This is a genomic window from Acinetobacter rudis (assembly GCF_031157835.1).
GTDB lineage: Bacteria > Pseudomonadota > Gammaproteobacteria > Pseudomonadales > Moraxellaceae > Acinetobacter > Acinetobacter rudis_A.
Map to the genome: position 1 here is coordinate 165,259 of NZ_JAVIDR010000001.1, position 25,927 is coordinate 191,185.

At 37.7% G+C, this 25,927-nt stretch carries 31 protein-coding genes and 3 pseudogenes; 16 read left to right on the forward strand and 18 right to left on the reverse strand.

The genetic code is table 11. The features are described 5' to 3' along the window. Positions 1-29 precede the first annotated feature (29 nt). Positions 30-294 (forward strand): annotated as a pseudogene (locus RFH42_RS00740) (IS3 family transposase); the annotation flags it as partial. 63 nt (positions 295-357) lie between these two features. On the opposite strand, the pseudogene RFH42_RS00745 reads toward RFH42_RS00740, so the two are convergent. Then, positions 358-462 (reverse strand): annotated as a pseudogene (locus tag RFH42_RS00745) (thiol:disulfide interchange protein DsbG); the annotation flags it as partial. Between RFH42_RS00745 and asd the strand changes: the two are divergent. Beyond that, positions 461-1,039: pseudogene (gene asd, locus RFH42_RS00750) on the forward strand (archaetidylserine decarboxylase); the annotation flags it as partial. The pseudogenes RFH42_RS00745 and asd sit on opposite strands and share 2 nt — an antisense overlap. 272 nt (positions 1,040-1,311) lie before the next feature. On the opposite strand, the gene RFH42_RS00755 reads toward asd, so the two are convergent. Then, on the reverse strand, positions 1,312-2,229 hold the full coding sequence (locus tag RFH42_RS00755; protein WP_308973835.1) for a LysR substrate-binding domain-containing protein: 918 nt from the start codon (positions 2,227-2,229) through the stop codon (positions 1,312-1,314). Positions 2,230-2,362: 133 nt separating this feature from the next. On the opposite strand from RFH42_RS00755, the gene RFH42_RS00760 reads away from it, so the two are divergent. The 9 genes from RFH42_RS00760 to RFH42_RS00795 all read left to right on the forward strand — a co-directional run bounded on the left by RFH42_RS00760 (position 2,363) and on the right by RFH42_RS00795 (position 9,484). Continuing rightward, on the forward strand, positions 2,363-2,644 hold the full coding sequence (locus RFH42_RS00760; RefSeq protein ID WP_308973620.1) for a hypothetical protein: 282 nt from the start codon (positions 2,363-2,365) through the stop codon (positions 2,642-2,644). Between the two features lie 94 nt (positions 2,645-2,738). Then, positions 2,739-2,990, forward strand: coding sequence for a DUF2798 domain-containing protein (locus RFH42_RS16880; RefSeq protein ID WP_374990798.1), 252 nt, complete (start codon positions 2,739-2,741; stop codon positions 2,988-2,990). Positions 2,991-3,020: 30 nt separating this feature from the next. After that, entirely contained in the window at positions 3,021-3,521 is a 501-nt protein-coding gene (locus RFH42_RS00765; RefSeq protein ID WP_308973621.1) for a DUF2938 domain-containing protein, read from the forward strand. Positions 3,522-3,530: 9 nt separating this feature from the next. Beyond that, positions 3,531-4,208: a cupin domain-containing protein gene (locus tag RFH42_RS00770; RefSeq protein WP_308973622.1), complete on the forward strand. Its 678-nt coding sequence runs from the start codon at positions 3,531-3,533 to the stop codon at positions 4,206-4,208. A 1-nt stretch (position 4,209) separates the two neighbouring features. Continuing rightward, a complete protein-coding gene (locus RFH42_RS00775; protein ID WP_308973623.1) occupies positions 4,210-5,301 on the forward strand; it encodes a flavin monoamine oxidase family protein in 1,092 nt (363 codons plus the stop codon). Between the two features lie 17 nt (positions 5,302-5,318). Continuing rightward, positions 5,319-6,347: an alcohol dehydrogenase gene (locus tag RFH42_RS00780; protein WP_308973624.1), complete on the forward strand. Its 1,029-nt coding sequence runs from the start codon at positions 5,319-5,321 to the stop codon at positions 6,345-6,347. Positions 6,348-6,380: 33 nt separating this feature from the next. Continuing rightward, on the forward strand, positions 6,381-7,481 hold the full coding sequence (locus tag RFH42_RS00785; RefSeq protein WP_308973625.1) for a flavin monoamine oxidase family protein: 1,101 nt from the start codon (positions 6,381-6,383) through the stop codon (positions 7,479-7,481). Positions 7,482-7,593: 112 nt separating this feature from the next. Continuing rightward, entirely contained in the window at positions 7,594-8,787 is a 1,194-nt protein-coding gene (locus RFH42_RS00790) for an MFS transporter (protein WP_308973626.1), read from the forward strand. A gap of 79 nt (positions 8,788-8,866) precedes the next feature. Beyond that, positions 8,867-9,484, forward strand: a complete 618-nt coding sequence (locus RFH42_RS00795) for a thiol:disulfide interchange protein DsbA/DsbL (protein WP_308973627.1) — start codon at positions 8,867-8,869, stop codon at positions 9,482-9,484. A 221-nt stretch (positions 9,485-9,705) separates the two neighbouring features. On the opposite strand, the gene cydB is transcribed toward RFH42_RS00795, so the two are convergent. The 3 genes from cydB to RFH42_RS00810 all read right to left on the reverse strand — a co-directional run bounded on the left by cydB (position 9,706) and on the right by RFH42_RS00810 (position 12,825). Beyond that, a complete protein-coding gene (gene cydB / locus RFH42_RS00800; protein WP_308973628.1) occupies positions 9,706-10,710 on the reverse strand; it encodes a cytochrome d ubiquinol oxidase subunit II in 1,005 nt (334 codons plus the stop codon). Further along, complete coding sequence (locus RFH42_RS00805; RefSeq protein WP_308973629.1) at positions 10,703-12,154, reverse strand: cytochrome ubiquinol oxidase subunit I; 1,452 nt, start codon at positions 12,152-12,154, stop codon at positions 10,703-10,705. Before RFH42_RS00805 ends, cydB begins: the two co-directional genes overlap by 8 nt. 260 nt (positions 12,155-12,414) lie before the next feature. Then, positions 12,415-12,825 (reverse strand): DUF2946 domain-containing protein, encoded by a 411-nt coding sequence (locus tag RFH42_RS00810; RefSeq protein ID WP_308973630.1) that lies wholly within the window; start codon positions 12,823-12,825, stop codon positions 12,415-12,417. Between the two features lie 302 nt (positions 12,826-13,127). Between RFH42_RS00810 and RFH42_RS00815 the strand changes: the two genes are divergently transcribed. The 3 genes from RFH42_RS00815 (at position 13,128) to RFH42_RS00825 (ending at position 14,542) form a co-directional block, all read left to right on the forward strand. Continuing rightward, entirely contained in the window at positions 13,128-13,592 is a 465-nt protein-coding gene (locus tag RFH42_RS00815; RefSeq protein ID WP_308973631.1) for a hypothetical protein, read from the forward strand. A gap of 270 nt (positions 13,593-13,862) precedes the next feature. Next, positions 13,863-14,123 (forward strand): helix-turn-helix domain-containing protein, encoded by a 261-nt coding sequence (locus RFH42_RS00820; RefSeq protein ID WP_308973632.1) that lies wholly within the window; start codon positions 13,863-13,865, stop codon positions 14,121-14,123. 110 nt (positions 14,124-14,233) lie between these two features. Next, complete coding sequence (locus RFH42_RS00825) at positions 14,234-14,542, forward strand: NifB/NifX family molybdenum-iron cluster-binding protein (protein WP_308973633.1); 309 nt, start codon at positions 14,234-14,236, stop codon at positions 14,540-14,542. Between the two features lie 78 nt (positions 14,543-14,620). Here RFH42_RS00825 and RFH42_RS00830 read toward each other — a convergent pair whose 3' ends face one another. From RFH42_RS00830 to RFH42_RS00865, 8 genes are all read right to left on the reverse strand, one after another. After that, positions 14,621-15,367 carry an SDR family NAD(P)-dependent oxidoreductase gene (locus RFH42_RS00830; RefSeq protein WP_308973634.1) on the reverse strand — a complete coding sequence of 249 codons (747 nt, stop codon included), beginning with the start codon at positions 15,365-15,367 and terminating at the stop codon, positions 14,621-14,623. A gap of 62 nt (positions 15,368-15,429) precedes the next feature. Continuing rightward, a complete protein-coding gene (locus RFH42_RS00835; RefSeq protein WP_308973635.1) occupies positions 15,430-16,050 on the reverse strand; it encodes a methyltransferase domain-containing protein in 621 nt (206 codons plus the stop codon). Between the two features lie 24 nt (positions 16,051-16,074). Beyond that, on the reverse strand, positions 16,075-16,410 hold the full coding sequence (locus RFH42_RS00840; protein ID WP_067671848.1) for a carboxymuconolactone decarboxylase family protein: 336 nt from the start codon (positions 16,408-16,410) through the stop codon (positions 16,075-16,077). 55 nt (positions 16,411-16,465) lie between these two features. Then, positions 16,466-16,861, reverse strand: coding sequence for a rhodanese-like domain-containing protein (locus RFH42_RS00845; protein WP_004859470.1), 396 nt, complete (start codon positions 16,859-16,861; stop codon positions 16,466-16,468). Between the two features lie 100 nt (positions 16,862-16,961). After that, positions 16,962-17,744 (reverse strand): sulfite exporter TauE/SafE family protein, encoded by a 783-nt coding sequence (locus tag RFH42_RS00850; RefSeq protein ID WP_017395158.1) that lies wholly within the window; start codon positions 17,742-17,744, stop codon positions 16,962-16,964. 64 nt (positions 17,745-17,808) lie between these two features. Then, positions 17,809-18,681, reverse strand: coding sequence for an MBL fold metallo-hydrolase (locus RFH42_RS00855; protein WP_308973636.1), 873 nt, complete (start codon positions 18,679-18,681; stop codon positions 17,809-17,811). A 2-nt stretch (positions 18,682-18,683) separates the two neighbouring features. Continuing rightward, a complete protein-coding gene (locus tag RFH42_RS00860) occupies positions 18,684-19,100 on the reverse strand; it encodes a DUF6691 family protein (protein ID WP_308973637.1) in 417 nt (138 codons plus the stop codon). Beyond that, a complete protein-coding gene (locus RFH42_RS00865) occupies positions 19,101-19,517 on the reverse strand; it encodes a YeeE/YedE family protein (RefSeq protein WP_308973638.1) in 417 nt (138 codons plus the stop codon). Between the two features lie 111 nt (positions 19,518-19,628). Here RFH42_RS00865 and RFH42_RS00870 point away from each other — a divergent pair, with 111 nt between their 5' ends. Together RFH42_RS00870 and RFH42_RS00875 are read left to right on the forward strand one after the other, a co-directional pair. Beyond that, the gene (locus tag RFH42_RS00870) at positions 19,629-19,955 is read left to right on the forward strand and encodes a metalloregulator ArsR/SmtB family transcription factor (RefSeq protein WP_308973639.1); all 327 of its coding nucleotides are present in this window, start codon (positions 19,629-19,631) and stop codon (positions 19,953-19,955) included. 784 nt (positions 19,956-20,739) lie between these two features. Next, entirely contained in the window at positions 20,740-21,657 is a 918-nt protein-coding gene (locus RFH42_RS00875) for a hypothetical protein (protein ID WP_308973640.1), read from the forward strand. 38 nt (positions 21,658-21,695) lie between these two features. Here RFH42_RS00875 and RFH42_RS00880 read toward each other — a convergent pair whose 3' ends face one another. The 5 genes from RFH42_RS00880 to RFH42_RS00900 all read right to left on the reverse strand — a co-directional run bounded on the left by RFH42_RS00880 (position 21,696) and on the right by RFH42_RS00900 (position 25,925). Next, positions 21,696-22,625: a recombination directionality factor gene (locus RFH42_RS00880; RefSeq protein WP_308973641.1), complete on the reverse strand. Its 930-nt coding sequence runs from the start codon at positions 22,623-22,625 to the stop codon at positions 21,696-21,698. Between the two features lie 137 nt (positions 22,626-22,762). Then, on the reverse strand, positions 22,763-23,806 hold the full coding sequence (locus RFH42_RS00885) for a YqaJ viral recombinase family nuclease (RefSeq protein WP_308973642.1): 1,044 nt from the start codon (positions 23,804-23,806) through the stop codon (positions 22,763-22,765). A 143-nt stretch (positions 23,807-23,949) separates the two neighbouring features. Next, on the reverse strand, positions 23,950-24,996 hold the full coding sequence (locus RFH42_RS00890) for a DUF932 domain-containing protein (RefSeq protein ID WP_308973643.1): 1,047 nt from the start codon (positions 24,994-24,996) through the stop codon (positions 23,950-23,952). Positions 24,997-25,077: 81 nt separating this feature from the next. Beyond that, positions 25,078-25,314 carry a hypothetical protein gene (locus tag RFH42_RS00895; RefSeq protein ID WP_308973644.1) on the reverse strand — a complete coding sequence of 79 codons (237 nt, stop codon included), beginning with the start codon at positions 25,312-25,314 and terminating at the stop codon, positions 25,078-25,080. A gap of 239 nt (positions 25,315-25,553) precedes the next feature. Further along, positions 25,554-25,925, reverse strand: a complete 372-nt coding sequence (locus RFH42_RS00900; RefSeq protein WP_308973645.1) for a hypothetical protein — start codon at positions 25,923-25,925, stop codon at positions 25,554-25,556. Between the last annotated feature and the right edge of the window lie 2 nt (positions 25,926-25,927).

Genomic DNA, 25,927 nt, shown 5'->3' on the forward strand with positions numbered 1-25,927 from the left:
ATTTCAATCCTTAGTTTAAATAACTAGCAATATATTACACACTGCCGAATTCACATGAGCCCTTAATTGCAATCGCCCAAAAATTGGGCGAGGGCTATTCAACATTAGATAAATGGATTCGTGTGACTGACCCAAAAGGCTCTAGCAAACGTCAACTCTCGCCACAACTATCATTTATTATCTAGATCTAGAGGAAGAGAACAAACAATTCAGGAAATCCAATGACATTTTAAAAAGTGCATGTGTACTTTCTGAAAGATCAAGCCAAGAAAGTACACAATAATTCAACATCTGTATGCTAGGGACTCTCTTTATCTTCTGCTTTTAAATATAATTTTCATAATAAGTATCATCTAGCTATTCAAAAATCTCTTTCAAATCTTTCGGTACACCAGAAGCCATTTCCAGTTGTCCTTTACTATTTTTCCAGATCATTGCAGGTGTGGCATAAAATCCATACTTAGCCCCTGTAGATGGAACCATTTCTCAAATTGGGGCAATAAACGAAAGCAACATTATTCAGGCCAAAGATCATATCTTCTCTGTAGAAAGCTTAATTGGTAATCTAGAAAGAGCTAAACCATTTAAAAATGGGAATTTTACTACATTATATTTAGCCCCTAGTGATTATCATCGTGTCCACATGCCATTCTCGGGTATTTTAACTGAAACTATTTATATTCCTGGCGAGTTATTTTCAGTTAATCCTTTAACTGCTGAAAATGTTCCTAAATTATTTGCACGTAATGAGCGAATGGTTTGTTTATTTGATACTGAATTAGGACGTATGGCTATAGTATTAGTAGGCGCAATGATAGTAGCAGGCATTGAAACAGTTGTGACAGGAAAAATTAAACCGACCGGACAATTAGAGTTTCAAAAACATCACGTCAAACTCGAAAAAGGCGATGAATTAGGACGTTTTTATTTAGGTTCTACCGTCATACTACTTTTTGAAAAAGATAAATTAGCTTGGGAAAAGTATTTTAATTCAGGTGATACCATTGTAGTAGGTAAAAAAATAGGATGTTGCACTTGAGTAGATATCCTATAATTTTCAAATACAATGATCCCCATGTTACCAACAAATGGTTCATCGTATCTAATTACATTAACTTGTGTTACATGCTTATTAATGAAAATTTTCAACTACACCATCTGTATGTAAAAATCAACGTATTCAATATCATACATTTTTAGTTAGGATAGTCATAAATGTAAAAAACTCAATGAGTTGGCACTTTTTTATAGATTACATTTAATCATGAATGAGTCTGATTAATTTTTTTAAATGACCTTTCTAAGGTAAATTCAATCTATTAAGCTTTTAGCTTCAATTATTAACCACTTTTTAAACTCTAAAATTTTCGACATATTTAAACACTCTGGACGATATACAATATAATAAGCCAATGGGGACTTATACTCTACATGCTCAAATAGATGAATTAACCGCCCCGCCTTAATATCCTCTTTAGCCATTACACTCCTAGCTAAAGCTATACCTTGACCGTCTAAAGCAGCTTGTAAAACAGATGCTGAATTATTGATTTGCAATCCACTTTTAATCCCTGAGTTTTCCAACCCAACATACTCCAACCATTTCGTCCAAGTTGGAAACGATTTATGAGCTTCCATAGTTAGGTCATGAATCAATGTTGCCTGTAAAATAGTGTTGATTGATAAATCAGACTTGTTTGCTAAAAAATTCGGTGAACATACGGGAAAAATATCTTCCTCCATTAATTTAATTGCCTCTAAACCTTCCCAGTGACCTTCACCATATCGCACCCCGATATCTATACCATTTTCAATAAAATCAATTGGCCTCAAATTAGTATCTAAACGAACTGCGATTTCAGGGAAAAGTGATTGAAATTTATCTATTTTAGGTAATAACCATTTTGCAGCAAAGGCGGGACTAACAGTTACCGTCAAAATATTTGTTGTATTACCTCTTTTTAATTTTTCTAGCCCAACGCTTAACTTATCAAATCCAACACGAATTTCTGGTAATACAGACTCAGCTAATGCTGTTGGAACAAGTCGAGTTTTTCCACCTGATTGTCGATGAAATAATATTATTCCTAAGTGATCTTCTAAGCCTCTAACTAATTGCCCTACCGCTGCTGGTGTGACATTCAACTCTCGAGCCGCCGCAGAAAAACTTTTATTACGCGCACTTGCCTCAAATGCTTTTAAAGCATTCAAATAAATAGGTGTTTCCATTCTATAGATAGTTTTTCTTTCAATAATCACAAGATTATCTCATTTGTCTTTAAAGTCAACAACTCAATAAAATATGCTTAAAAGTAAAAAACTATATCTTTACTTTTTCTATTCATCTGATGGAGAAAATCTCATGGTATATCTACAAATCACAATGACCATCCCTTTAGATAATCGTCCTGCAGCAGCAGAGATTTATCAAAAGTATAAACTTCCTTTTCTCAATACTGTTGAAGGTGCCTTATCAAAAGAACTGTTAATACGTGAAAAGGATGTTCAAGTTTTACATGGTTTTGAAACCTTGAGTAATGCGGAAAGTTATCTCCAAAGTGAACTATTTAATAACGATGTTGTATGTGAATTAAAACCCTTGTTTGCAGCTGATCCAGATATTCGTATATACCAGTCTGTTTAGATTTTTCATCTTTAGACTTTTGACAACTTAAGATGTCAAAAGTCTATGATTATCAGACAAACGCAGATTAAATAAATTTGAGAAATTACTATCTATGAACAATATCTTGAATGATTGGAAATTGCCATCGAGAGCATTAATTTTTCTTGTTCCTTTGTTCCTAACATTCATCATGAGTGGTGTTATTTCTTTTGTGAGCACATTGCAAAGCCTTAGTCTTATCCATTGGGAGCTGAGCCATTGGATTAAATCTTGGTTTTACTCTTGGGTAATTGCTTTCCCTACAGCTTTTTTTGTACTCCCTCTAGCAAAGAGATTTGCAATGCTTTTTATCAAAACATCTTAAATCTATTAGAAAATTGCTCAGGTATTTAATATGTTAGTAAATATACATCTATTCTTAAAAATCATACTTATTGGTATTGGTGCAACAATTATCTTAGATCTATGGGCATTATTTTTAAATAAATTTTTCCGAATACCCATTACAAATTGGGCTATGGTTGGTCGATGGCTAGGTCATATACCAAAAGGAGAATTGGTTCAAAAACAGCTTAACAAAGCTCCATCACTTGATTATGAGCTTGGGTTAGGTTGGTCGGCACATTATCTCATTGGTGTTAGCTATATATTAGTACTGATCGCATTTGAAGGGAAAGTATGGCTTTCGCAACCTACTGTTTTCCCGCCACTAGTTATATCTTGGTTTTTATTAGTTGCTCCATTTTTCATTATGATGCCTTGTATGGGTGCCGGTGTTGCAGGAGCTAACACACCAAGTCCAATTAAAACAAGATTAATTAGCATCGCAGGACATACCGTTTTTGGACTGGGTATTTATGGCAGTGCAGTAATTTTAAATTTATTGATAAGTTGAAAACATATTATGCTAATTCGTGCAGATTTTTCAGAAATTGCTATTGTCAAACCTGAAGATTACCACTGGGTACGCTCTCCTCATGGTGAAGTAGAACGAGTGATGTTAGATCGTATTGGTAAAGAACAAGCTCGTGCAACTAGTTTAGTCAAATTCTCTCAAAACTCCAACTTTCCTGCACATCAACATCCACTTGGTGAAGAGATTCTTGTTCTATCTGGTGTATTTACAGAAAATGGTACACATCATTTCCCAAGCGGTTGGTACTTAAGAAACCCTCATAATTCCAATCATCAAGTTTCAAGTAAAGAAGGTTCTTTAATTTTCGTTAAACTGATGCAAATGTCTATATATGAATCTAAAGAAGTAAGAATAAACACAAATGATTCTAAAAACTGGATTGTTACAGGTAATAAAAAAATATGCCCGTTATATGAATCAGATTTCGAATATACCTATTTAGAAAAACTTAATCCTGACCAATTATTTATTAACAGGTCTGATCAAGGTATTGAAATATTCATTGTATCAGGTCAACTCCAAAAAGAGGATCAAGTTTATCCAACTGGTTCATGGATTCGTTTCCCACCAAAACAACACGCTGTACTTACAGTAAATAAAACAAACACCACTTTATACGTAAAAACTCAACATTTGCTTCATGCTCAGAAAAATTGGAATGATTAAAATGCTTAAAACCTCAATTCTAATCATTGGTGGTGGTCTAAGTGGTTTATATGCTGCTTATCTATTAGAACAAGCTGGATTTAAAGATTATCTACTTATTGAAGCAAAAGACCACCTTGGAGGTCGAATCTACTCAAAGGAACAAATTGATCTTGGTGCAACATGGATTTGGCCCGACCTTAACCCTGAATTAATGAAATTGATACATCAATTATCCCTCCCCTATTTCTATCAACATACTTCTGGTGAACTTGTATTTGAGAAACAACGTGATCAGCCTGCTGTACGTATTTCTGGTGCCTCATGGGAAACATCTTCTATTCGGCTTGAAGGAGGTATGCAAAGTTTAATTCTAGCTTTAACAGAACGTATTTCAGTTGATCGTATTTTACTTGGGCATCAAGTCACTGAAATGACTTATTTAGAAGATCAATCTTTGGGGTTGAAAACTCAACATTCTCTTGGATCAACAACACAATTTTGTTGTGATCAAATTCTATTAGCAGCTCCGCCACGGCTATCTGCTAATGAATTTGTATTTGATCCTCCTTTACCAAACACAACGCTAAAACATTGGATGAATACGCCTACATGGATGGCTCCTCATGCCAAATATGTAGCAATTTATCCTGAGGCATTCTGGAAGCAGATAGGTCTTTCAGGCCAAGCTCGAAGCTATGCTGGTCCATTAGGTGAAATTCATGATGCCTCGACATCCCAACAACATGCTGCCCTTTTCGGATTCTTCAGTATTCCTTACACCATACGTAAAGAAATGGAACCAACAACGTTAATGGCTCATTGTCGGGCACAATTGGTCCGCCTATTTGGATCTTTAGCCGCGATTCCTCAATCAGAATATCTTAAAGATTGGGCTGAAGATGAATGCATTGCCATAGAGTCAGATTGGAAAGTTCCTACCCTATTTCATGGCATTGCACCTGAAAATACTCCTAACCAATCTATTTGGCAGAATCGTATTATCGGTATATCAAGTGAATGGTCAAAAAAATATTCGGGATACCTAGCAGGTGCTGTAGGTGCAGCAGAAATGGGAGTTAAACAAATTTTAAACTCTAATGATCATCAATAACTACGTGGGATCTAAGCATGAAAAATTCATATCAAGCAATACAAGCCAGTGCTTTAGGCAAATTAGAACTTGTTATGCGTACCGTACCCGCTCCAAATAAGGATGAAGTTTTAATCGCTGTCGAGGCATGTGGAATCTGTGGAGCCGATGCTATGACCATTGAGAATCCAAATCCTGATAGCTTCCCTCGTATTCCTGGCCATGAAGTGGTTGGACGCATTGTTGCGATTGGAGACCCAAATTCTAACTATTGGAAAATTGGACAACGTGTTGGAGTTGGTCGTCTAGGTGGGCATTGCAACCAGTGTGATGAATGTCGTCAAGGATTATTCAATTTATGCAGTCATCAGCCTGTTATGGGAAGTACCCATGATGGTGGCTATGCTGAAATGATGATTGCAAAAGAAACTGGACTAATTTCAATTCCTGATGAGCTGAGTTCGGTAGAAGCAGCCCCCTTACTTTGTGCAGGAATAGCAACTTTTAATGCTCTAAAGAAATCAGGTGCCCAAGCGGGAGATACGGTTGCAATTTTGGGTATAGGGGGTTTAGGACATCTTGCAATTCAGTATGCACGACGAATGGGATTTAAAGTAGTCGCAATAGGTCGTGGAGAAGATATCAAAAGCCTAACAAAAAAACTGGGTGCACACATTTATATCGACACAAATATTGAGAATGCTGTCGAACAACTGAAAATTTTAGGAAAAGCGCAAGTAATTTTGAGCACTATTACAAATGGAGAAATTTCATCTGCACTTTTTGCAGGATTACTACCTCAAGGAAAATTGATTGTGGTTGGTGTTGGTAAGGAACCTCTAGTAATTTCTTCTCCTTTACTTGTAGGCGGTGAACGAACGGTACAAGGAAGTATCACAGGCACACCTTATGAAGTTGAGAAAACTTTAAACTTTAGCCTTCTTACAGATGTTCGCGCAATGATTGAAACATATCCACTTGAACACGCACATGAAGCTTATACAAAAGTTCGTACTGGTAAGGTCACATTCAGAGCTGTACTCACCACGACAAATTTCGCCGATTAATTTTACACACAGTTTGAAATTAGGATTCTTTTAATGACCCAATCTAAAATCATTATTATTGGCGCTGGTCTCAGCGGACTTTACGCCGCATATTTACTCGAACAACAAGGAATTAAAGATTATCTTGTTGTAGAGGCTCGAGATCGTTTAGGTGGGCGTGTACATTCGATTGCCATAGACGAGGCAAAATCTGAGAATGAAGCATTTGATATGGGTGCTACTTGGTTTTGGGAAAAGCAACAACCAGAACTAACTCATTTAATTAATAAATTTGGACTAGATAGTTTTTATCAATACGAGGAAGGCGATCTATTAATCGACAGAACTTCATCTCGTGAAGCTTTACGTATGCAGGGGGTTCAAACATCGCCTGCAAGAAGACTTCAGGGAGGTATGTACAAACTGATTGAAAAAATCGCTTCATATATCCCATCAGAAAAGATTTTACTTGGTCATCAAGTCAATTCTTTAACCAAAAAAAATGATGGAATAGAAGTTGAGTTGACCAACCAAATTATTCAATCGTTGATTCTTAAATCTTCTCAAGTCTTGCTCGCTACTCCACCAAGAATATCATTGAAGAAAATTAGTTTTCACCCTCCTTTACCTCAACAACTAACACAGCAATGGCAACAAACTAATACATGGATGGCAGCGCATGCTAAATATTTTGCCGTTTACCCAAAAGCATTTTGGCGAGATCAAAATTTGTCAGGTGCAGTTCATGGCACTGTTACACCATTATTTGAAATTCATGATGCTTCAAGTACTGATGGTTATGCAGCATTATTCGGATTTATAGGCGCCCCCCTAAGTGCTCGCAATCAGTTAAGCAATGAACAATTATCTTTATTGTGTCGCAAACAACTCGTCCGATTATTTGGGAAAGAAGCTAATTTTCCAATAAAAGAATTTATTCATGACTGGACACTAGATCCTTTGACAGCAACCTCTGCTGATGAAGTCACTAGTTTAATCTCAAAGGGTATACCTGACTCAACCCCAGCTTCTGGTGATTGGCAAAACTCAATTGTGGCTATTTCTAGTGAGTTTTCACCAACTCATCAAGGATACCTAGCAGGCGCAATTGAATCAGCAACATTAGGGATTCAAATAGCCATAGAACGTCTTTAACTAATGACATTAAAAATTTTAACCAACAAACGAGTTAGCAAACATCGAAATCCTTCTGATGAGAGAGCTTCTTGTTAATTTACTTCTTATGATTCATGTTGGATAAGCCTCAATGCTTAAGAATTCAATGCACCGCCAAGTCCTAATCTTGGCAAGTTCACAGTCCCTTTTCCAAACCGTTTCCGTGATGGTAATGACTATTGGGGGATTGGCTGGGGCAAATATTGCTGATTCTCCTACTCTTTCGACACTCCCAATCGCAGTTATGTTTTTAGGAACAGCTACAATGATGTTTCCTGCATCAATGTGGATGTCGCATGTAGGTCGACGAAATGGTTTTCTTTGCGGTGCACTCTTAGGGGTATTAGGGGGTATCATTGCTTCTATTGGTATTTTTTATAACTCCTTATATTTATTAGCATTCGGAACATTTTGTGTAGGAGCTTATCAGTCTTTTGCTCAATTTTATCGATTTGCAGCTAGTGAAGTTGCTGATGAAGGATTTCGATCCAAAGCAATCTCTTTTGTTATGGCGGGAGGTGTTGTAGCGGCATTAATTGGTCCTTCTCTAGCTCGTATAGGAGGCCCAATATTTAATAATCTTGAATATGTTGGATCCTTTTTAATTATTACAATTGTTTCGTTGCTTGCGATAGGTATCTTATCAAGCCTAAAAATCCCCGATCAGATTGAAGTAAAAACTAACTTTAGTGCAGGCAGACCATGGTATGAAATTGTAATACAGCCTACATATTTAGTTGCTTTGTTTGGTTCCGTTACAGGTTACGGCATCATGATTTTAGGTATGACAGCAACTCCAATTGCTATGCGTCATGCTCACCATGAATTAGGGACTATTACAACTGTTATTCAACTACATGTTTTGGGCATGTTTTTGCCCTCATTTCTTACAGGTAACTTGATTGCTCGTTTTGGAGTGTTAAAAATCATGTTTTCAGGGATACTATTATTTGTCTGCTATATCGCTTTTGCTTTATCAGGTTTGCAATTCCATTCATTTGCCATTTCCTTAATTCTACTGGGCGTAGGGTGGAATTTTCTATTTATTGGTAGTACTTCATTACTTACTGGCACTTATACCCAAGAAGAAAAGGCAAAGGCTCAGGCTATTAATGACATGACCGTTTTCATCGTTGGATTAATCTGTTCATTTAGTGCAGGTGCATTGCTGGATATGATTGGCTGGAAAACAATGAATATTGCTCTCTTCCCATGGCTATGCTTATCAACATTCTCACTGTTCTGGCTGAAATCTAAAACCCAAAAGAAAGAAATTCTCACCTAGTCTAAAATTTCTGAAAATATTTTTCAGATTGCTAATATGCAAGTTAAAAATCATCTTTTATAACAGGTTATATTTATAAATGAAAAAACTCAATTTCTTCCATCCTCTTATCTTAATCTTTTGTTTCAACCAAACTGCAATGGCAGCTGGGAAAATCGTAGAAGGCCAAGACTATATTGTTTTAGCTCATCAAGGGAAAACTGATTATCCATCTAAGATAGAAGTTCGAGAGTTCTTTTCTTATGGTTGCTCTCATTGTTTTGCTTTAGAAAAACAATTACAACCATGGTTAAAAAAGGGTCTACCAAAGCATGTCTATTTTATTCGCACACCTGCCGCAATGAATCCAACTTGGGAACAAAGTGCTCGTGGTTATTATACTGCGGAATCTTTAGGAATACGGCAAAAAACTCATATAGCGCTTTTCAATGAAATTCAACTTCAGCATAAGCCATTATTTGATCAAAAATCTCTAGCTAAATTTTATGTTCAATACGGAGCAAACTTGAATCAATTTAATCAATTATTTAATTCACCAGCCATATCTAAAAAAATTGAACAGTCAAACCAATTAGCAAAGCTATATCAATTAACAGGTGTACCTAGCATTGTTATAAATGGTAAATACTTAATTCAGGGATCTAAAGTGAATACGACTGAAATTATGGACTATCTTATTGAGAAAGAAAGGCAATAATATGCTGTATAAATAAATTGGTTTAAACATTAGACGAAGTGGTTTACTTTTTATAAACCACTTCGAGTAAATAATATTAAAGATTTAATAAGCCAGATGTAATAAAGCTCTAAAAACTCCAGCAATGAAAAATAAAATTAAAAAACCGAGTAAATACAATAGAAAAAACCATTTCAACTGAGAAAGTTTACTGTCTTTTTTCGTATATATCTCTTTCATTTTTAATGATACCCCTCATCACCAACACGTACTTTGTCTCTAAATACCCAATATGATAGACCTGTATAAACAAGAATAATCGGGATGAGAATTAGCGCTCCAATTAAGGCAAATAATTGACTACTTTCAGGAGCAGCAGCATCCCAAATACTTATTGATGGAGGAATGACATTTGGCCATAAGCTGATAATGAACCCTGTATAAGCTAAAAATACCAATGCGAGACTGTAAATAAATGGAGCAAGCTCATAACGTTTTTTGCAAGCACGTAATATTAGTCCCGTTAGCACAACAACCAAAACTGGAACAGGGCTAAAATAAAGCAGTTGGGGTTGGCTAAACCATCGAATTGCTATCTCTGGTTGAGTTAATGGTGTATAAATACTAACCGCCCCAAAAATCAAAAACAGAACAGAAATTAATTTTGGCATGAGACCATACATTTTAGCCTGTAGATCTAATTCCGTTTTAAAAATTAACCATCCACAACCTAGTGCCGCATAAAGAACAACAACACCTATGCCTGTAAAAATTGAAAAAGCTGTTAGCCAATCTAAACCACCTCCAGCATAAATATGATTTTCTACCTTAATACCTTGTATATACGCACCTAAAATGACACCTTGAAAAAAGCTTGCCAACACTGAACCATAAATGAAAGCTTTATCCCATAATTTCTTGGTTTTATTCGCCTTAAAGCGAAATTCGAACGCAACGCCACGGAAAATTAAAGCGATCAGCATTAAAATAATTGGCATATATAAAGCCGATAAAACTACAGAATACACAACTGGGAATGCAGCATAGAGTGCAGCTCCTCCTAAAACCATCCAAGTCTCATTGCCATCCCATACAGGTGCGACGGTGTTCATCATGACATCTCGTTCTTCTTTCGAGGTTATGAAAGGAAATAAAATTCCAATGCCTAAATCAAAACCATCTAAAACCACATAAACAAAAACACCAATGGCAATTATCACAATCCAAATTAAAGACAAATCAATCATTATGTTTATCTCCTCGCTGCTTATTCTCTATTCCTGTTTGCTCTATCGCATCATCTATACTACTTAATGGTCTTTTTGAAGCTTGCAGAACTGCAATATCAGTATGATCTTGATTAGAATAGATAAACTCAGGACCTTTATGCATGAGCTTCAACATGTAATAGATTCCGATGCCAAAAACGATAAAATAAACAAAGACAAAGAGAACAAGGGAGAGGCCAACCTGTTCAGCGGAAACAGGCGATAATGCATCTTTGGTTCGCAAAATCCCATAAACAACCCAAGGCTGTCTGCCAACTTCTGTGGTAAACCAACCTGCTAACAAAGCTATAAATCCAGTTGGTCCCATTAAAAGAGCAAATCGTTGTAATAACTTATGCTCATAAAGTTTTCCGCCTTTACGCAATATAAGCGTTGCGAGAGCAAGTAAAACCATCAATACACCTAATCCCACCATGATTCTGAAACTCCAAAAAATCACGAGTGAATTCGGGCGATCTTCAGGTGCGAACTCTTTTAGACCTTTAACTTGTCCATCTAGACTATGTGTCATGATCAAACTGCCAAGATTTGGAATTCCAATTGCATATTTTGTTCGCTCTTCCTGCATATCTGGTATTCCAAACAAATATAAAGGCATGCCCTCATCTATATTTGTTTCCCAATGTCCTTCAATTGCAGCTAATTTAGCAGGCTGATGATGCAAGGTATTCAGACCATGCATATCACCAATTAAAATTTGAGCAGGTGCAAGGAATAAAAGCATCCACAATGCCATTGAAAAAGACTTTTTCACCAAATCATCTCGTCGGCCTTTTAATAGGTGAAATGCTGCTACTGCTGCAACCAAAAGTGACGTAACAAGAAAGGCCGCTACAGCCATATGAAACAATCGATAAATAAATGAAGGATTAAAAACAATCGCTAACCAATCTTGTGGAATAATGATTCCATTCTCAATCGTAAAACCAGTAGGCGTCTGCATCCAACTATTTGAAGACAGAATCCAGAACATTGAAATACACGTTCCTATTGCAACCATTAACGTGGCAAAAAAATGTGCTCTTGGTCCAACTCTCCCCCAACCAAATAACATAATTCCAAGAAAACCAGCCTCTAAGAAAAATGCTGATAAAACTTCATAGGTTAATAATGGCCCCGTGATACTTCCTGCAATTCTAGAGAATTCACTCCAATTGGTCCCAAATTGGTAGCTCATCACCACGCCAGAGACGACCCCCATTCCAAAGGCCACTGCAAAGATTTTAATCCAAAACTTAAATAAATCTTTATAGACAGGATTTTGTGTACGTAGCCAGCGCCATTCGAGAACAGCTAAAAAACTAGCTAATCCAATTGAAATAGCAGGGAAAATGATATGAAAAGATACAGTAAATGCAAACTGAATACGCGCCAGTTCTAACGCAGTCAAACCTAAATTCATACTACCTCCCAGTGATAGATTGAACATTGGGAATACGGTAGAAATGCTATTTTAACTGGATAGACGAAACTGCCGAGCCAGATATTTTCCGCCTTGCACAAAGATAAATTGTAGACCTTAGATACTCTATCTACATTTTTAAATACGAACGAATACATTACACTGTTAATAAACAGTGAAAGCTGAATTTTCATGATTAAAACTCTTTAAAATATTGTGTAGTACAAACAGATCAACTATTTGTCATGACCAATCGTGTTCTAAAGAGTCAAAGGAGGTGCTCTGCCTTGTGGCTGCAAATACAGCTTCTGTAAACTAAAATAGACATGTTTGAAGAAAGACTGATAAAACTTTAGTTTCACCTGAATGCGATCTAAAACATGATCAACTCTCAAGTCAAATGGGAGTACTAAATCCCCATATACAGTGCAGTACTGACATTGATGATGGTGTTCATTGTGATCGTGAGAATGCTGAGGTACAAAATCTTGTAGCAGTTCAAGATAAACTGAATGCACATGTTTATGATTAGCTGCTGAAAGAAGATTATGAGTAATGGACATGCATACCGGAGCAATATGAAATTTTTCCGGTAAAAGAGGTTGTAAATATACTGCTATTTGCAAAAGTATTGCAGCAAATGCAATAAATAGTCCACTTCTCTTCAGCAATTTTTCTCTCGACTAGAATTGCACAACAAGGGGGAGATACAAAATAAAAAACATTAAGAAATTTACAGATAAATCCTTAGTTATTTACTCAGATTTTCATTATACAAATATATAATATATTCCCAGTTTTGAAAAGCAGTAATTCCTGTCAACTTCGCTATGTACTTTATCTAAAGATAAGTAAATTAAAATTGATAATCTACATTTATCTCTTCTAACCAACAACTTACATCATATTTTATTTTTAAAATTATATGTTTTAATATATTATAAAAATTCAATTTCTATTGAAGAGTATTTACGTGCTCGTCAAATTGGGAAGATTGCTAGGTTTAATAGCAATTTTATTACAGATTATAGTGTTTCTACAGCCTTTATTACCCGAAAAATACTCTGTTTTTCGGGTGTGTAATACTGTTGTCAATGCACTGTACTTAAAAGGTGCTCATACTACTCAACAATCTCCATTAACCAAACTAGGTTTGTATGAAGATCATGCTAATGGGATGAGACAAACTCATACGCATCATTTTATTAATTTACAAAATCACCATCAGCAGAATAAAGATTCACAGATTGATGACTATTGTCAATTTTGTTTAGTACATAGCTTTACTCTGCCTCTAGTTGATACAAAACATAGAACAGTATTGATTAGAATACGAACTCTACTTCTGCTATCTAAGACAACAATTTTTTATAAACCTGCCCTAAATGCTCTTGAATTTCTGATTCCTGAAAGCCGTGCTCCCCCTCCACCTGCTTAGCAGTTACACAATAAATTAGAAATGTATTGTTTCTGTGTTGTGTACTTGGTTCACCACATAATGACATAAGCTATATTAGAGTTAGCTTTGCAGACCAAGCACACAGCTCAATATCTACATCTCTAGTCACGATAACCCGAATAGGAGTGGATAATTATGAGGCTTAGTATAACCAAACTAGTTTTGTTCTCTCCAACACCTCCAATCAGTTTCGGAATATTTTAAAGAGTTATTACTATTTTCCGATATATCGATACGGAAGAGACCATAATGAATCTATTTAAAAATGATCATACTCAACCTGATCAAAATGAATTTATTAGCGGCTATTATCTGGATTTAGCACAGCAAATCGTCCAGATCCGACAGGAACTAAACATCTCCCAGACAGAACTGGCCGCTAAATTATGCATTTCAGCTCGCACATTAGAAAGTTGGGAAAGAGGTGTCCGGCATCCTTCAAGTTCGGCGCAGGCTTTAATCAAACTGTTTATAAAGTCACCTCAGTTTGTATTGGAAAATCTTGCTTAAAACAATTAGCTAGATTTGTGAATAGCTTTTATTAGCAACTTATAAATAGTTAAGAACTGGTACGAACCTGCAATGCAAAAAGGTAACCGCATCAGTTTGGAGAAATTTTCATGTTTATTGTGATCACATCTCAGAACCGGCGTCATATTACTCCCCATGCGGGAAAATGTCGGAAATTCTGGAAATATGAATTAAAAGATGGAGAAGTGACTGACAAACAACTTATCGAAGTTGAAAAGGAGCAATCCTTTTCCCAGTCTGGTGAAGTACTCGAAAAACTGCTACCTATGGATATATTCGTAACTACGGGAATGGGCGATCGATTACGAGAAAAACTCAGAAATATTGGTGTTCATGTTATGGTAACAGCAGAAATTGAACCAGAACAATTTATCTGCAGTTTAATTTCAACCAAATAAAAGTCTTGATAGAAGCTGTAATTTATCATGAACAAAATAAGAAAACCCTGCATCTGCAGGGTTTTCTTATTTCATTTATTATTGTGAAGTATAAGAACCATCAACAGTATATTGACTGCCGGTCACAAATGAAGCCTCATCAGATAATAGAAAAGCCACTACTTGCGCAACTTCTTCTGGTTTACCCAATCGACCCACTGGATGAAGTTTCACTAATTCTGATTCCTCAAATTCTCCAATTAATGGGGTTTGGATATAACCTGGGTGAACAGAATTTATGCGTATACCTTGATCAGCGTACTCCAATGATGCAGTCTTTGTCAGACCAGTCACACCATGCTTCGCTGCAACATATCCTGAAATATTCTTTGTCCCGACTAAACCTAAGATTGATGCGGTATTAACAATTGCTCCACCACCTGACTTAAGTAATGCTGGAATCTGATAATGCAGCCCATAGAAAACAGCATTCAAATTAATATCGATGACTCTACGCCAAGCGTCAATACTCAACTCAGCAATCGGATTGACTTCACCTAAAATACCCGCATTATTAAATGCTAAATGCAGAGCCCCAAAGCTTTCCACGGCAAACTCAACAGCTTGCTTCATTTCCTCAGAATGAGATGTATCTGTTTTATTCGCAACAGCATGACCGCCAGCAGCTATAATTTCAGCTACAACTTTCTCAGCCGCATCAAGATTAATATCTGAAACAACAACTTTTGCCCCTTGTTGAGCAAGAAGCAATGCTGTGCTTCGCCCAATACCCGAACCTGCACCTGTAACTAAAGCCACTTTATTATTAAAACGTGTTGACATCATAAACCTCTCTTTTTTATAAAATGAGCATGTGAGCCATACTCGTGCTTGAAACTTTTTAGACCCTATTTCTTCACTTGAATTGCAAATTGAACTACATGACATTTTCCGTTATGTAACTTGCCTTCATGACGTTCTTGTTCTCCCACATAAAAATGATAAAGATGATCATTTTTAAATACTGAAAGAAACGACATTGGATCGTACAAATAGTTAATATCTTTCGGACCACCGGTTTGATAATCGATCTGCTCTTTAGAATAAAGCTCTCCAATAAACCAGCCATTGTTTGTCAATGCTTGACGTATCCCAGTGAGAACATTGAATTGAGTATTTTCGTCAAAATGCCCATACACACACATCACATTTTGATAACACTCTCTTGGCCATTCGACATCATTGAGATCAATATTTCTAAGTGTGAAGTCAAAACCAGCTTGCTGGGCTTTTGCAGATAAGTGTTGCAAAGCAACTTTTGAGTAATCCCATATTTCTGCTGAAAATGAATCATTTTGCTGTTTCGCTTTATTAGCCAAATAAAGGATATTCCTCCCCTCACCCTCTGCTATAGCAAGAGTTTTTCCCAAAATTGGAATCTGATCTGCTATCTGTTGAATAAAATGATTGGGCGAAATGCCATACAGATCCTGTGTTTGCGAATAAAGATTATCCCAATGCTGATTCATATCTTTTCCCAATGATTGAAAAAATTAAGCTGTGAATTCTTTAAATGCTTCCAATGCATTAGCGGCATACATCAATGAAGGACCGCCCCCCATATAAACTGCAACACCAAGCACTTCCTCTAATTCTTGCAATGTCATTCCCATTTTGACTAGGGTTCTGACATGAAAACCGATACATCCATCACATCGTGCTGCAACACCAATCGCTAAGGCAATCAGTTCTTTTATTTTAGGATCAATAACACCATCTCGCATTGCAACTTGTGACAATTGATTAAAACTTTTCATTAAATCAGGAGAATCCTGCGCTAATGTTTTTAAACTGCCTGAAATATTTTGAGTTAATTCTTTGTACTTCATGATTTTCTCACTTGAATGTCCATAAACTTAAGTTAGACTTAAAATAGAAATCTAGTTATTTCTCTACTGGATAACCCTGCTCTAGCCATGCTTGGAATCCACCCTGAACAGATTTCACCTGAGTAAATCCCATATTCTGTAAAGTATCTGTAGCCAGAGCTGATCGACCACCCGTCCCACAAATCAAATAAATCGGCTGATCTTTAAGATGTTCTAGTGCTTGCAAGGTATCGCAATGATGGCTCGCCACAGGATGCTGGTGAATTCTCATTTCTAAAACACCACGAGGATAATTCACGGCTCGGTCTATCGCTGCCGCCTGAAATTCATCTGGTTCCCGAACATCAATCAAAATGGTTTTATGGTTTTTCATGGCTTCAAGTAAGTCTGCGACCGTCACTTCTTGAATTCGGTTTTTTGCCATTGAAATTAATTGTTCTGCTGTTTTCATTACTCTTTACCTCTTCCGATCTTTAGAAATCTGGTCTCTGATTAAATATTCATGTCTTTAAAATACAGTTTTTAAATTTGGCTCTAATCTCTTGCTTGTATTAAGTTATGATGACTGTAGAAATTAAATAAAATGCTACGCTTATGACAGTTATGGCAAAAACCTTTTGGATTTGACTATTCTTAACTAAAGGCATCAAACTTCGACCAATCAACATCCCAGCCATGCAAGCTAAAACGAAAGTCAGCGTGACCGAAACGGGGTATTGAAAACCATCTAAAATATGAGCTGAAATGCTGACACCACCTATCAGGAAAATAATCATCAACGAGGTCGCAACAATACTGCGCATATCAAGATCAGTTACTTTACTCAGTGCTGGAACAATCACGAATCCCCCACCTACCCCAAGCAAACCAGTCAATAAACCTGCCACGACACCAATGGCGCCGAGAGACAATGCAGTTTTCATGTTCCAAATCAGACGACCAGTTGTTTGGTTAACTTTACACAGCACACCTGTATGGTCATTCACTTTTTTAAAAAAAATCCGGTAAGCAACCACGAGCATGACTAAACTGAATGCCAAGGTAAGCCATACAGGAGAAATTATTCCTCCCAGATGCACACCATAACGTGCTGAAGGAATGCTAATCAGTGCAATCCAAAGTGCAGCCCGATAGCGTACTATCTTCTTAAATAAGCCTTCAAATGTTCCAACCAAGGCAGATAGAGTGACTGCAAGCAAGCCAACAGGTGCAGCTTGTGCGACCGTCCATCCTTGACTTGCCATCAGTGCGGGTACAGCCAGAATGCCGCCACCAGCACCGGTTAACCCAAGCAAACCACCGATGGCCAGTCCTTCAAGTATTAGCATCCACATCGCTACTGCCCCCTCTATTACCAAACCAATTAAACAAAATTTGTTGTTTAATCTTAAAATTTGCCTATTTGAAGTAATTCAGTGGAAGTTTTAAATAAGAAACACCATTCTCTTCGGGTTCAGGGAATTGTCCTGCTTTCATATTGATCTGTATCGAAGGTAAAATCAGTTTGGGCATACTTAAACCCGCATCGCGCTTATTACGCATTTCAACAAAATCATCTTTGGTCGTGCCATCGTGAATATGGATATTCTGATTTTTTTGAGTATGAATATCCGTTTCACACATATAGGTATCGCGCTTTTCTGGCAAATAATCATGGCAGAGAAATACACGTGTTTTCTCAGACAATTGATATAAGCTTTGTATTGAATCAAAAAGAATTGATGCGCTTCCCTTCGGGAAATCACAGCGTGCCGTACCATAATCTGGCATAAACAAAGTATCGCCCACAAACACGGCATCACCGATGACATAACTTAAGCAGGCTGGAGTATGTCCAGGAGTCGGGATGTTATATGCTTCGATTGAACCAATTAGAAATTGCTCATGATCATCAAACAAATAATCAAATAATTGTTGGGTATTCCACTGTTTGATATCCAAATGATAGATAGCAGCAAAGGTCTCTTGTACCGCAGCAATTCTCTGGCTCATGGCGATTTTTCCGCCTAATTGGGTTTTGAGATATTGTGCAGCAGTTAAATGATCGGCATGAACATGGGTTTCTAAGACCCACCCGACTGTTAAACCCTGCGCTTTGACATAGGTAATGATCTGATCGGCATGTGTGGTAGAAGTTGCGGCTGATGCAGCATCATAGTCCAGTACACTGTCAATAATTGCACATGACTTAGTGGCTGGATCACTCACCACATAACTGAACGTATTAGTATCTTCATGAAAAAAATCTTTTACAACAGGTGAATTTGACATGATTAAGCTCCTGTCCACTTACGGTGAAGCAAGACGCCTGCAAACATCGAGACAATAAAATACAGAACTTGATAATGCCCAAGACCAATCAAGGTAAAACTGGGTGCAGGACATATCCCAGCAAACCCCCAACCAATACCAAATAAAAGGCTGCCCGAGATCAGTTTAAAATCAATTTTATGATTGCTAGGTAATTCAATTGGTTCATTAAATACGGTTTTAGGTGCCTGACTGCGTACCACCTTTTGAAAAGGAATAATTGCAATCATAATCGCCCCAATCATTACAAAAGCTAGGCTTGCATCCCAATCACCAAACAAATCTAAGAAGTTTAGAACTTTTTCTTGATTAGACATCCCTGAAAGCATCAAACCTGTAGAAAATAAACCGCCGAAAATGAAAGCCAGAAAATTCTTCATTTAGAAAGCTCCTGTGACATGGCGAATCATGTAAACCGTAACAAATCCAGCGAACATAAAAATCATGGTGGCTAGGATCGAACGTTTAGATAAGCGGCTGATTCCACAAATGCCATGACCACTGGTACAGCCTGAACCTAGGCGTGTCCCAAAACCCACCAATAGCCCAGCAATGATCATCATCAACGGACTGGCATTCAATTCAATTTCTGGCTGAACAAATCGCCCATAAATGAAGGGTATAATGATCAAACCTGACATAAACCAAAGAGCAGGTGTCTTAAATATCGTTTGAGGGTTTAGAATTTGTGCAACTAATCCACTAATTCCGGCAATACGACCATGTACATATAGGTAGCCAACTACAGCTGCACCTAGCAATAATCCACCCATAAAGGAAATCAAATAGTCATACATACAATTCAAATCGCGCCAAACAATATACTTATTAATATTATATAATTAAATAATATACAAGTATTACTTTATTTTTTTGTATAATAATAAGATGATTTTTAGGATGCGTTTATGAATACCAATCAATTAAAAATGAAAATAGATCTTTCAAAAGTCGATCTTGTCACTGACTGCCTAAAGGTCTTATCGAATCCTGATCGTCTTAAAATTTTATGTGTCTTAGTCGATGGTGAACTGAATGTTCAACAAATTGAAAAAACCGCTCAAGTATACCAACCAACATTGTCCCAACAACTTACGATACTTAGAAAAAGTAAAATGGTATCGACACGCCGTGAAGGTAAACAAATTTTTTATCAATTTAGCGATATGCGAATATTACAAATCATGCAAACCTTATACGGCTTATATTGTATGAATGACATGGACTCGGACTAAAAATGTTAACTCCCTAAAAATATTTCACATTTGGAATAACAGACTCTTCTGCTCACTTTTCAAGCAAAAAAATTCTGTTACTTTTTTCAAATCAATTATCTAAAGACTGGTATAAGTTTGGCTCGGTGCTGTTCACTCAACCATTGTCTTTATTTTTGATTTGACTGGTAATGGTGAATTGATCATCCTTTTCAGGAATGCGCTTACCACTCTTTTCGACAACCTTGCCAATACTGAATTGCCCTAGAATGAGTAGTATAGTAATCCCCCTAAAAAGACGGATCTCCAAGTTAGCTTGGTTATTGGTTTTCCCTTGGTTATTATTGGTATTGTGAACGATAATATTGGTAAGCCTAATGTAGCAATATACACGATGAAAAAAACAAAATAAGAATAATAAAATGCTTAGAGGTTAACTAATTATTGTTTCATGCTGTTTGGAAATTGCACTACACCCCTGAATACTCCATGAGGTCATACACCGGCAATAAATTTTATTGATTAATCAATTCTAGCTAAATCTGTCTGTATTATGAATTATCAACACATAAAAAATTAATATGCAGACAACTGTCTTTTTCAGCCAAGTTACTTAAATACAAAACACCAAAAAATTTGCTTTTGAATGATTCAAAATGAGTATTTACTGACTATCAAGTTCCCGTTTAATAAAATTAAAACCTTACGACACATATTGTCGTAGTTTAAATAACACCCCATTCTTTCACTTATTTCCCTCAAGCATAATAAGCTCCATAAAGACATCCTTAAGGAATAAGTAATTTTGACTCCCCCAAACACAGTAGATGAATTGAATAAGCAAGCAGAAAATTTTTCAAGATACCTATCTCTCTTGTTTAAGCTAGGCACATTTTTAGGCGCACTTTGCTTCACACTCTATTGTCATAACTTGAATTATTTCCCAATGGGAGTAACCATCAGCGACAGCTTGCTTTTTATTATTTTTGCTGGAAGCTTTTGTTTAATCTATGGTTTCATGATCATGTGCTTATTGTCACTTGGTGTATGTGTTACTTATGTTTTGAAACCACTGTTTAAAATTATCCACAAATATTATAAACAGTATAAATTGAACAAAGGAGTCTTAGTGGTTTCTGATCCTATTGAGTTTGTTAAACCTGACATGATTCATATTCTGTTAGCCGCCTTAGGTGTCCTGTTTATTTATATCATGCATAAAACTGACTCTGATCCGACTGTTCTATTGAGCTTATTAGCAACTACATTTTTTCTTTCGGTTATATGGGCGGGTTATCATGATAATCGCTTGAAACAAAACAATATTACTCAAGAAGAGAATGCTCCCGCCATTACCCAACAACATGAAAATGCTAAAAAAAACAAATGGACATTATTGGTACTTATTTTGATTATCCCGCTACTTTTCAGTGGTGTATCAGGTAGAGTTTTGGATGCAGGAATGCGGTTTTCTAATCTAAATATTGGAATTTCATCGGTATTAGTTAAACCACCTTATGACAAAGCTATACCTGAAAAATATAAAGATCAGCATCCTCTATACACTGAAGAGGGATTCATAGCGTTTAAAGATATTGATGTAAAGCTATCAGGGATAGGGCAAAAAACTGTTATTCAATTTATGCCCCTAACTGCAACAAAGCCCCAAAACTTAGCAATCCCAAATGATAGAATTATCGTTCTTCCGCCAACACCGCAATAAGTATGATTCAATGGAGACACTAAGCCTCCATTGAAATTCTAATTCAAAGCTTGAACAGACCTCTGTAGACCTTGCTGAATATCCTGTACAAAATCCTCTCCATGATTAGATTTAGGTCGATTTTTTCCTTTCGAATTAGGCTGTATTTGTTCAAATTCAGAATTCTCACTCACATAAAATTCCTCCACCAAATCTAATCCCTCCTCAGCATTCACCTCAAACCGTGCATTGCCATAGCCTTGCCGTGCTACCTGATCCAAAGCAGCCTGATTAAAACCACACAATTTACTTTTCTGATCAATCTCCTTGGCAGTTTGAATCGCCTCTTGTAAATGAATGCCTTCACGTAAAGTCAGATCCACGTAATAGACTGGGATTCGATAGCTTTGTGTCGTAGACTTACCTCTAAGCATGAGTTGAAGCGGTAAACAGGACAACAAACCATTCGATGCCGCATGGTAATAACTTAAACGTGCAGCCAAAGTGCGGATACTGTTGTAGCCTGTGGTTCTAAAGATAAATGTACCGAGTTCATCACTGTCATCCAGATTGACATGCAAACGACCATAGGGCTTACATTGTCCACCCTGTGCCAATAGGCAGATATCAGGCGATGGACAGGGTAATTGTTCTACACCCTGTTGGGTAAGCCGTTGGCAGGTCTCACCATTACCCACACAGACAGGTCTACCCGTTTGTCGGTCAAATAAGCTGTACTCAGCACGTAAGTTCAGTTCAGGATCATTGAAGATCATGCGGACTGGTATGGTTCTGAGTTTTTGATTCGGTGCTTTGGTACGTAATTGTTCATCGAGTGGATGTTTGATCCAACCATCTTTTCCTTGAATTTGACTGGTAATGGTGAACTGGTCATCCTTTTCAGGCAGTCTCTTGCCATTCTTTTCGACCACTTTACCAATGCTGATTCGTCCGAGTATCGGTGGTGTAATGGCTAAACCTTTAATCATGGTGATTTCCTCTGTTCATGTTTGAATTAAAATAAAGTTTGCATAAAAAAATCCCATGCGCTGAGGCATGGGATGTTTATGTTGGTTTGATGTTTTAATGTTGAGTGGTTAAATGTTCTGCTTAGGCTAAACTTGTTTCAATCGTCATTGCTATAGATGTTGAAACGCCGTGAACCTATTTTGCTTTGTGGAAATTGATTCAGATATTCAGGGTGTTGTTTCAGTAAAGCCTTACTGTCTAAGATGATCGAGTCTTTGGACTTTTTCCACGTGACGGAGCCTGCTTTAAAGGTTGCCCGTTCAGCATCCTGCATCTTGGCTTGCAGCTGGTGCTTCAGCAGATCGAATTGCTCCTGATGCTTTTCAATATGATTGCGCGCTTGAATCAATTGTTCAAACTGTTGATTGGCTTGCATATCTTCGGATAAGTCTGTAGTACTGAGTGGCACATGTTCTGGATATAAAAGCTGTAAGGCTTTGGCTGCTGATTCACTGGCATCGGCTTCAGGTGGCATATCCTTTTCCACACATTCCCAGAAGTAACGCTCGGCATTGACGATATGTTGAATCACGGATTCAGAACGCGTCACTTTAAAAATGCGCATTTCATGCCCACAGATCAGCACACAAATATGTGCGGCTTGTTTTCCTGTGACTGCCAATTGGTGTTGCACTTGGCAAAGCACGTATAACGGCACACCATCTCGCCAAAGCTTGGCCCCATATTCCCCTGCGGTTTTGCATTCCAGAATTTGCACCTCTGCGTTGCCCACCACGGAATAGTCTAAGTTAGCCAACATGAAATGTTTGTCTGGATCAGGATGTTGCAGCACTGCATTCACACGTCGGACTTTATGCTGAGTGTGCATGCTGTAATATTCAGCAACCAAGGGTTCTAATTGCTTGCCCCAATACAGAGGTGCATGGCCTTCGCTTTCATCCTCAATATTTTGTTGAATCCGTCCTGTTTTGATCATCCATAGTTCTAGCATCGACATATAGGGATTAAGTCCACAAGCTGCTGCACAGTCACTACTTCCAATGCCCTTGCGTCTGACTTCTAACCATTCAGCTTGGGTCATATGTTTGGTTTCTGCTAAGCGTTTTGGCTGGATCAGTTTAGTGCGATGGACATGAATATTTGTTCTAGCTGGATTAGGTTGAATTAATGCTGAGTTCATAGAAATTTCCTCTGATTATTAAATTTTAGGCATAAAAAAAGCCACATCTGGAGATGTGGCAAAGAGGTATTTGGATTCAAGGAGATTTTCAGGATCGTATTGATCTCATGGGATCATCTTAGTTCCCAAACCTGAATCTAAACTTAAACAATCAATCGTAATGCTTGTTCGAGTCCACGTTGCTTAAGCCCTGCGCCTGCACCGAACCAAGCGGAATCAAGACGGTGATCCTGACTCATGGCACGACGTTCGTGATCCGCAAACTCAGTGATTGAGCACAGCAAACCATAAGCCGTGTCTTTAGCTGAGCTGAGTTCTGCCCCACGACCATGCCCATTAAACATGGTCATGACTTTGGACATGGCACGTCCATTCGGTTCAGTCTTGTTTTCAGCTTTCGTGGCTGAGTTGGCTTGTGTGGCGACATTACGATAGAACTGAATAATGCCTTCGTCCTGCTCAATTGGACTTAAGCTGGTATTGTTAAACACGGCATCAAAATACGCTACCGCTTCGGTTTGTGTCACTTTACGTTGACTGAGTTGCTTCATTTCATACATGTGTTCCTCCCACGCACGGACTGAAATCCCCAGTTGCTGTTTGATCTTCTGCGCATCAAACTTAGTGCTGTGTGGGACTTTGACCACACCTGCACTTGCGTTCTGACCTTTTAAGGCAATAGCTAGAGTGTTGTTACACACCACGCGGATTGAGGTGAATTGTGCAGTGGTTGCCAATGTACCATCGCAAGCAGTGGCTAAGAGAATATAGCCATTACTGACATCTTTACCCTTTAAAGCAGAAGTCTGCCCTGTTTTGGCTAAAGCCCAGAATTTCTTCCCTCCTTTCAGTACCCCAGCGGTTTCTAATTCAAAGCCCGATTGTTCAGTCAGGTCTTTGTAGAAATGTAGAATTTCTTTAGGTTGAACTTCCTGATAACGTTGACTCACTACCGATAATGGCGCATGGGTATCAGATCGATAAAGAACACGCTGTTCTTCATAAGGCATGATGATGCTTTGTCCACGTTCATTTTGAGCCATATAGCTGACATCTGAAGATTCAATTCGCCAATCCATGCCTGCCTGCTGTGCCCAGACTTCAATCGGTTGGTTTTGGCTGAGTTGGTTGCCTAAGCCATGCCAAGGGGTTTGACCGACATAAGCCATTTTTTCAATTTGATGTGCCATAGTTCTTTTTCCTATTCAATGTAAATTTTGGGTTTTGTAAGTTTTAACGTTTGTAGGGTTGTCTGTGATGCTTTTGTACAACTAAGCTCGATCTGCAAAGTGATGACCACATTCCAGACATTCATACAGAATTTGGGCTTGTGCGGTTTCTTTCAGCATAGGGTTCGGTTGCTGTTCTTGGACATAATTGAGAAAACATGCAGCACATCCGACTGCTCCGCCAATCACAGCACCGACCACATAGACCATCGGACGTTGCCCTTTGATCAGGCGTGCACCTGAAATACCCATTGCGGCATAGTTCACGATATATTGCATCAGGCTCTGCATCGGCGGTTTAAGCAGGGTTTGACCCAATGAAGGATTGGGATTGGATAGATGCGGTTCAGCGATTTCAATCTCATCGCTGGCACACATCGGACAATAAATTCGAGGCATATCGATAACTCCATAAAATTTCAGGCATAAAAAAAACCATGCCCTTAAAGGGCATGGTTTTTGATGAGCTTATCTTTGATTCAGCACTTAGAAACTGAGATACAGTTCAAGCTTCAGCATTAATTGAACTGATAACTTACACTACCTTTGGTAGTTTCTATATCCACTTGTACGACGTTAGAGAAACTACATTTATCCAGTCGAAATCGAGCTATTTGCCCCATCTGAAAATGTAGTGGGAAATTAAATCTTTTATCAGATCCCATATAGGTACATTGTCCGTTGTTCACAGTGACATTGGTCACTTCTATCGGTTCTGCTGTATTTGAACGGATCGTAATCACTGCAGGACGGTTCCATGTCCCATAAACCATTTCATTCAATTCGACCGAAAAAGTATCTGGTTCCAGCCCTGAACTGCATCCTTGTAAAGCCAATGCAGATAACGAGAGTAATGCGGTAAAGCCCAAAGTTTTCATTAAGTTGTTCATTC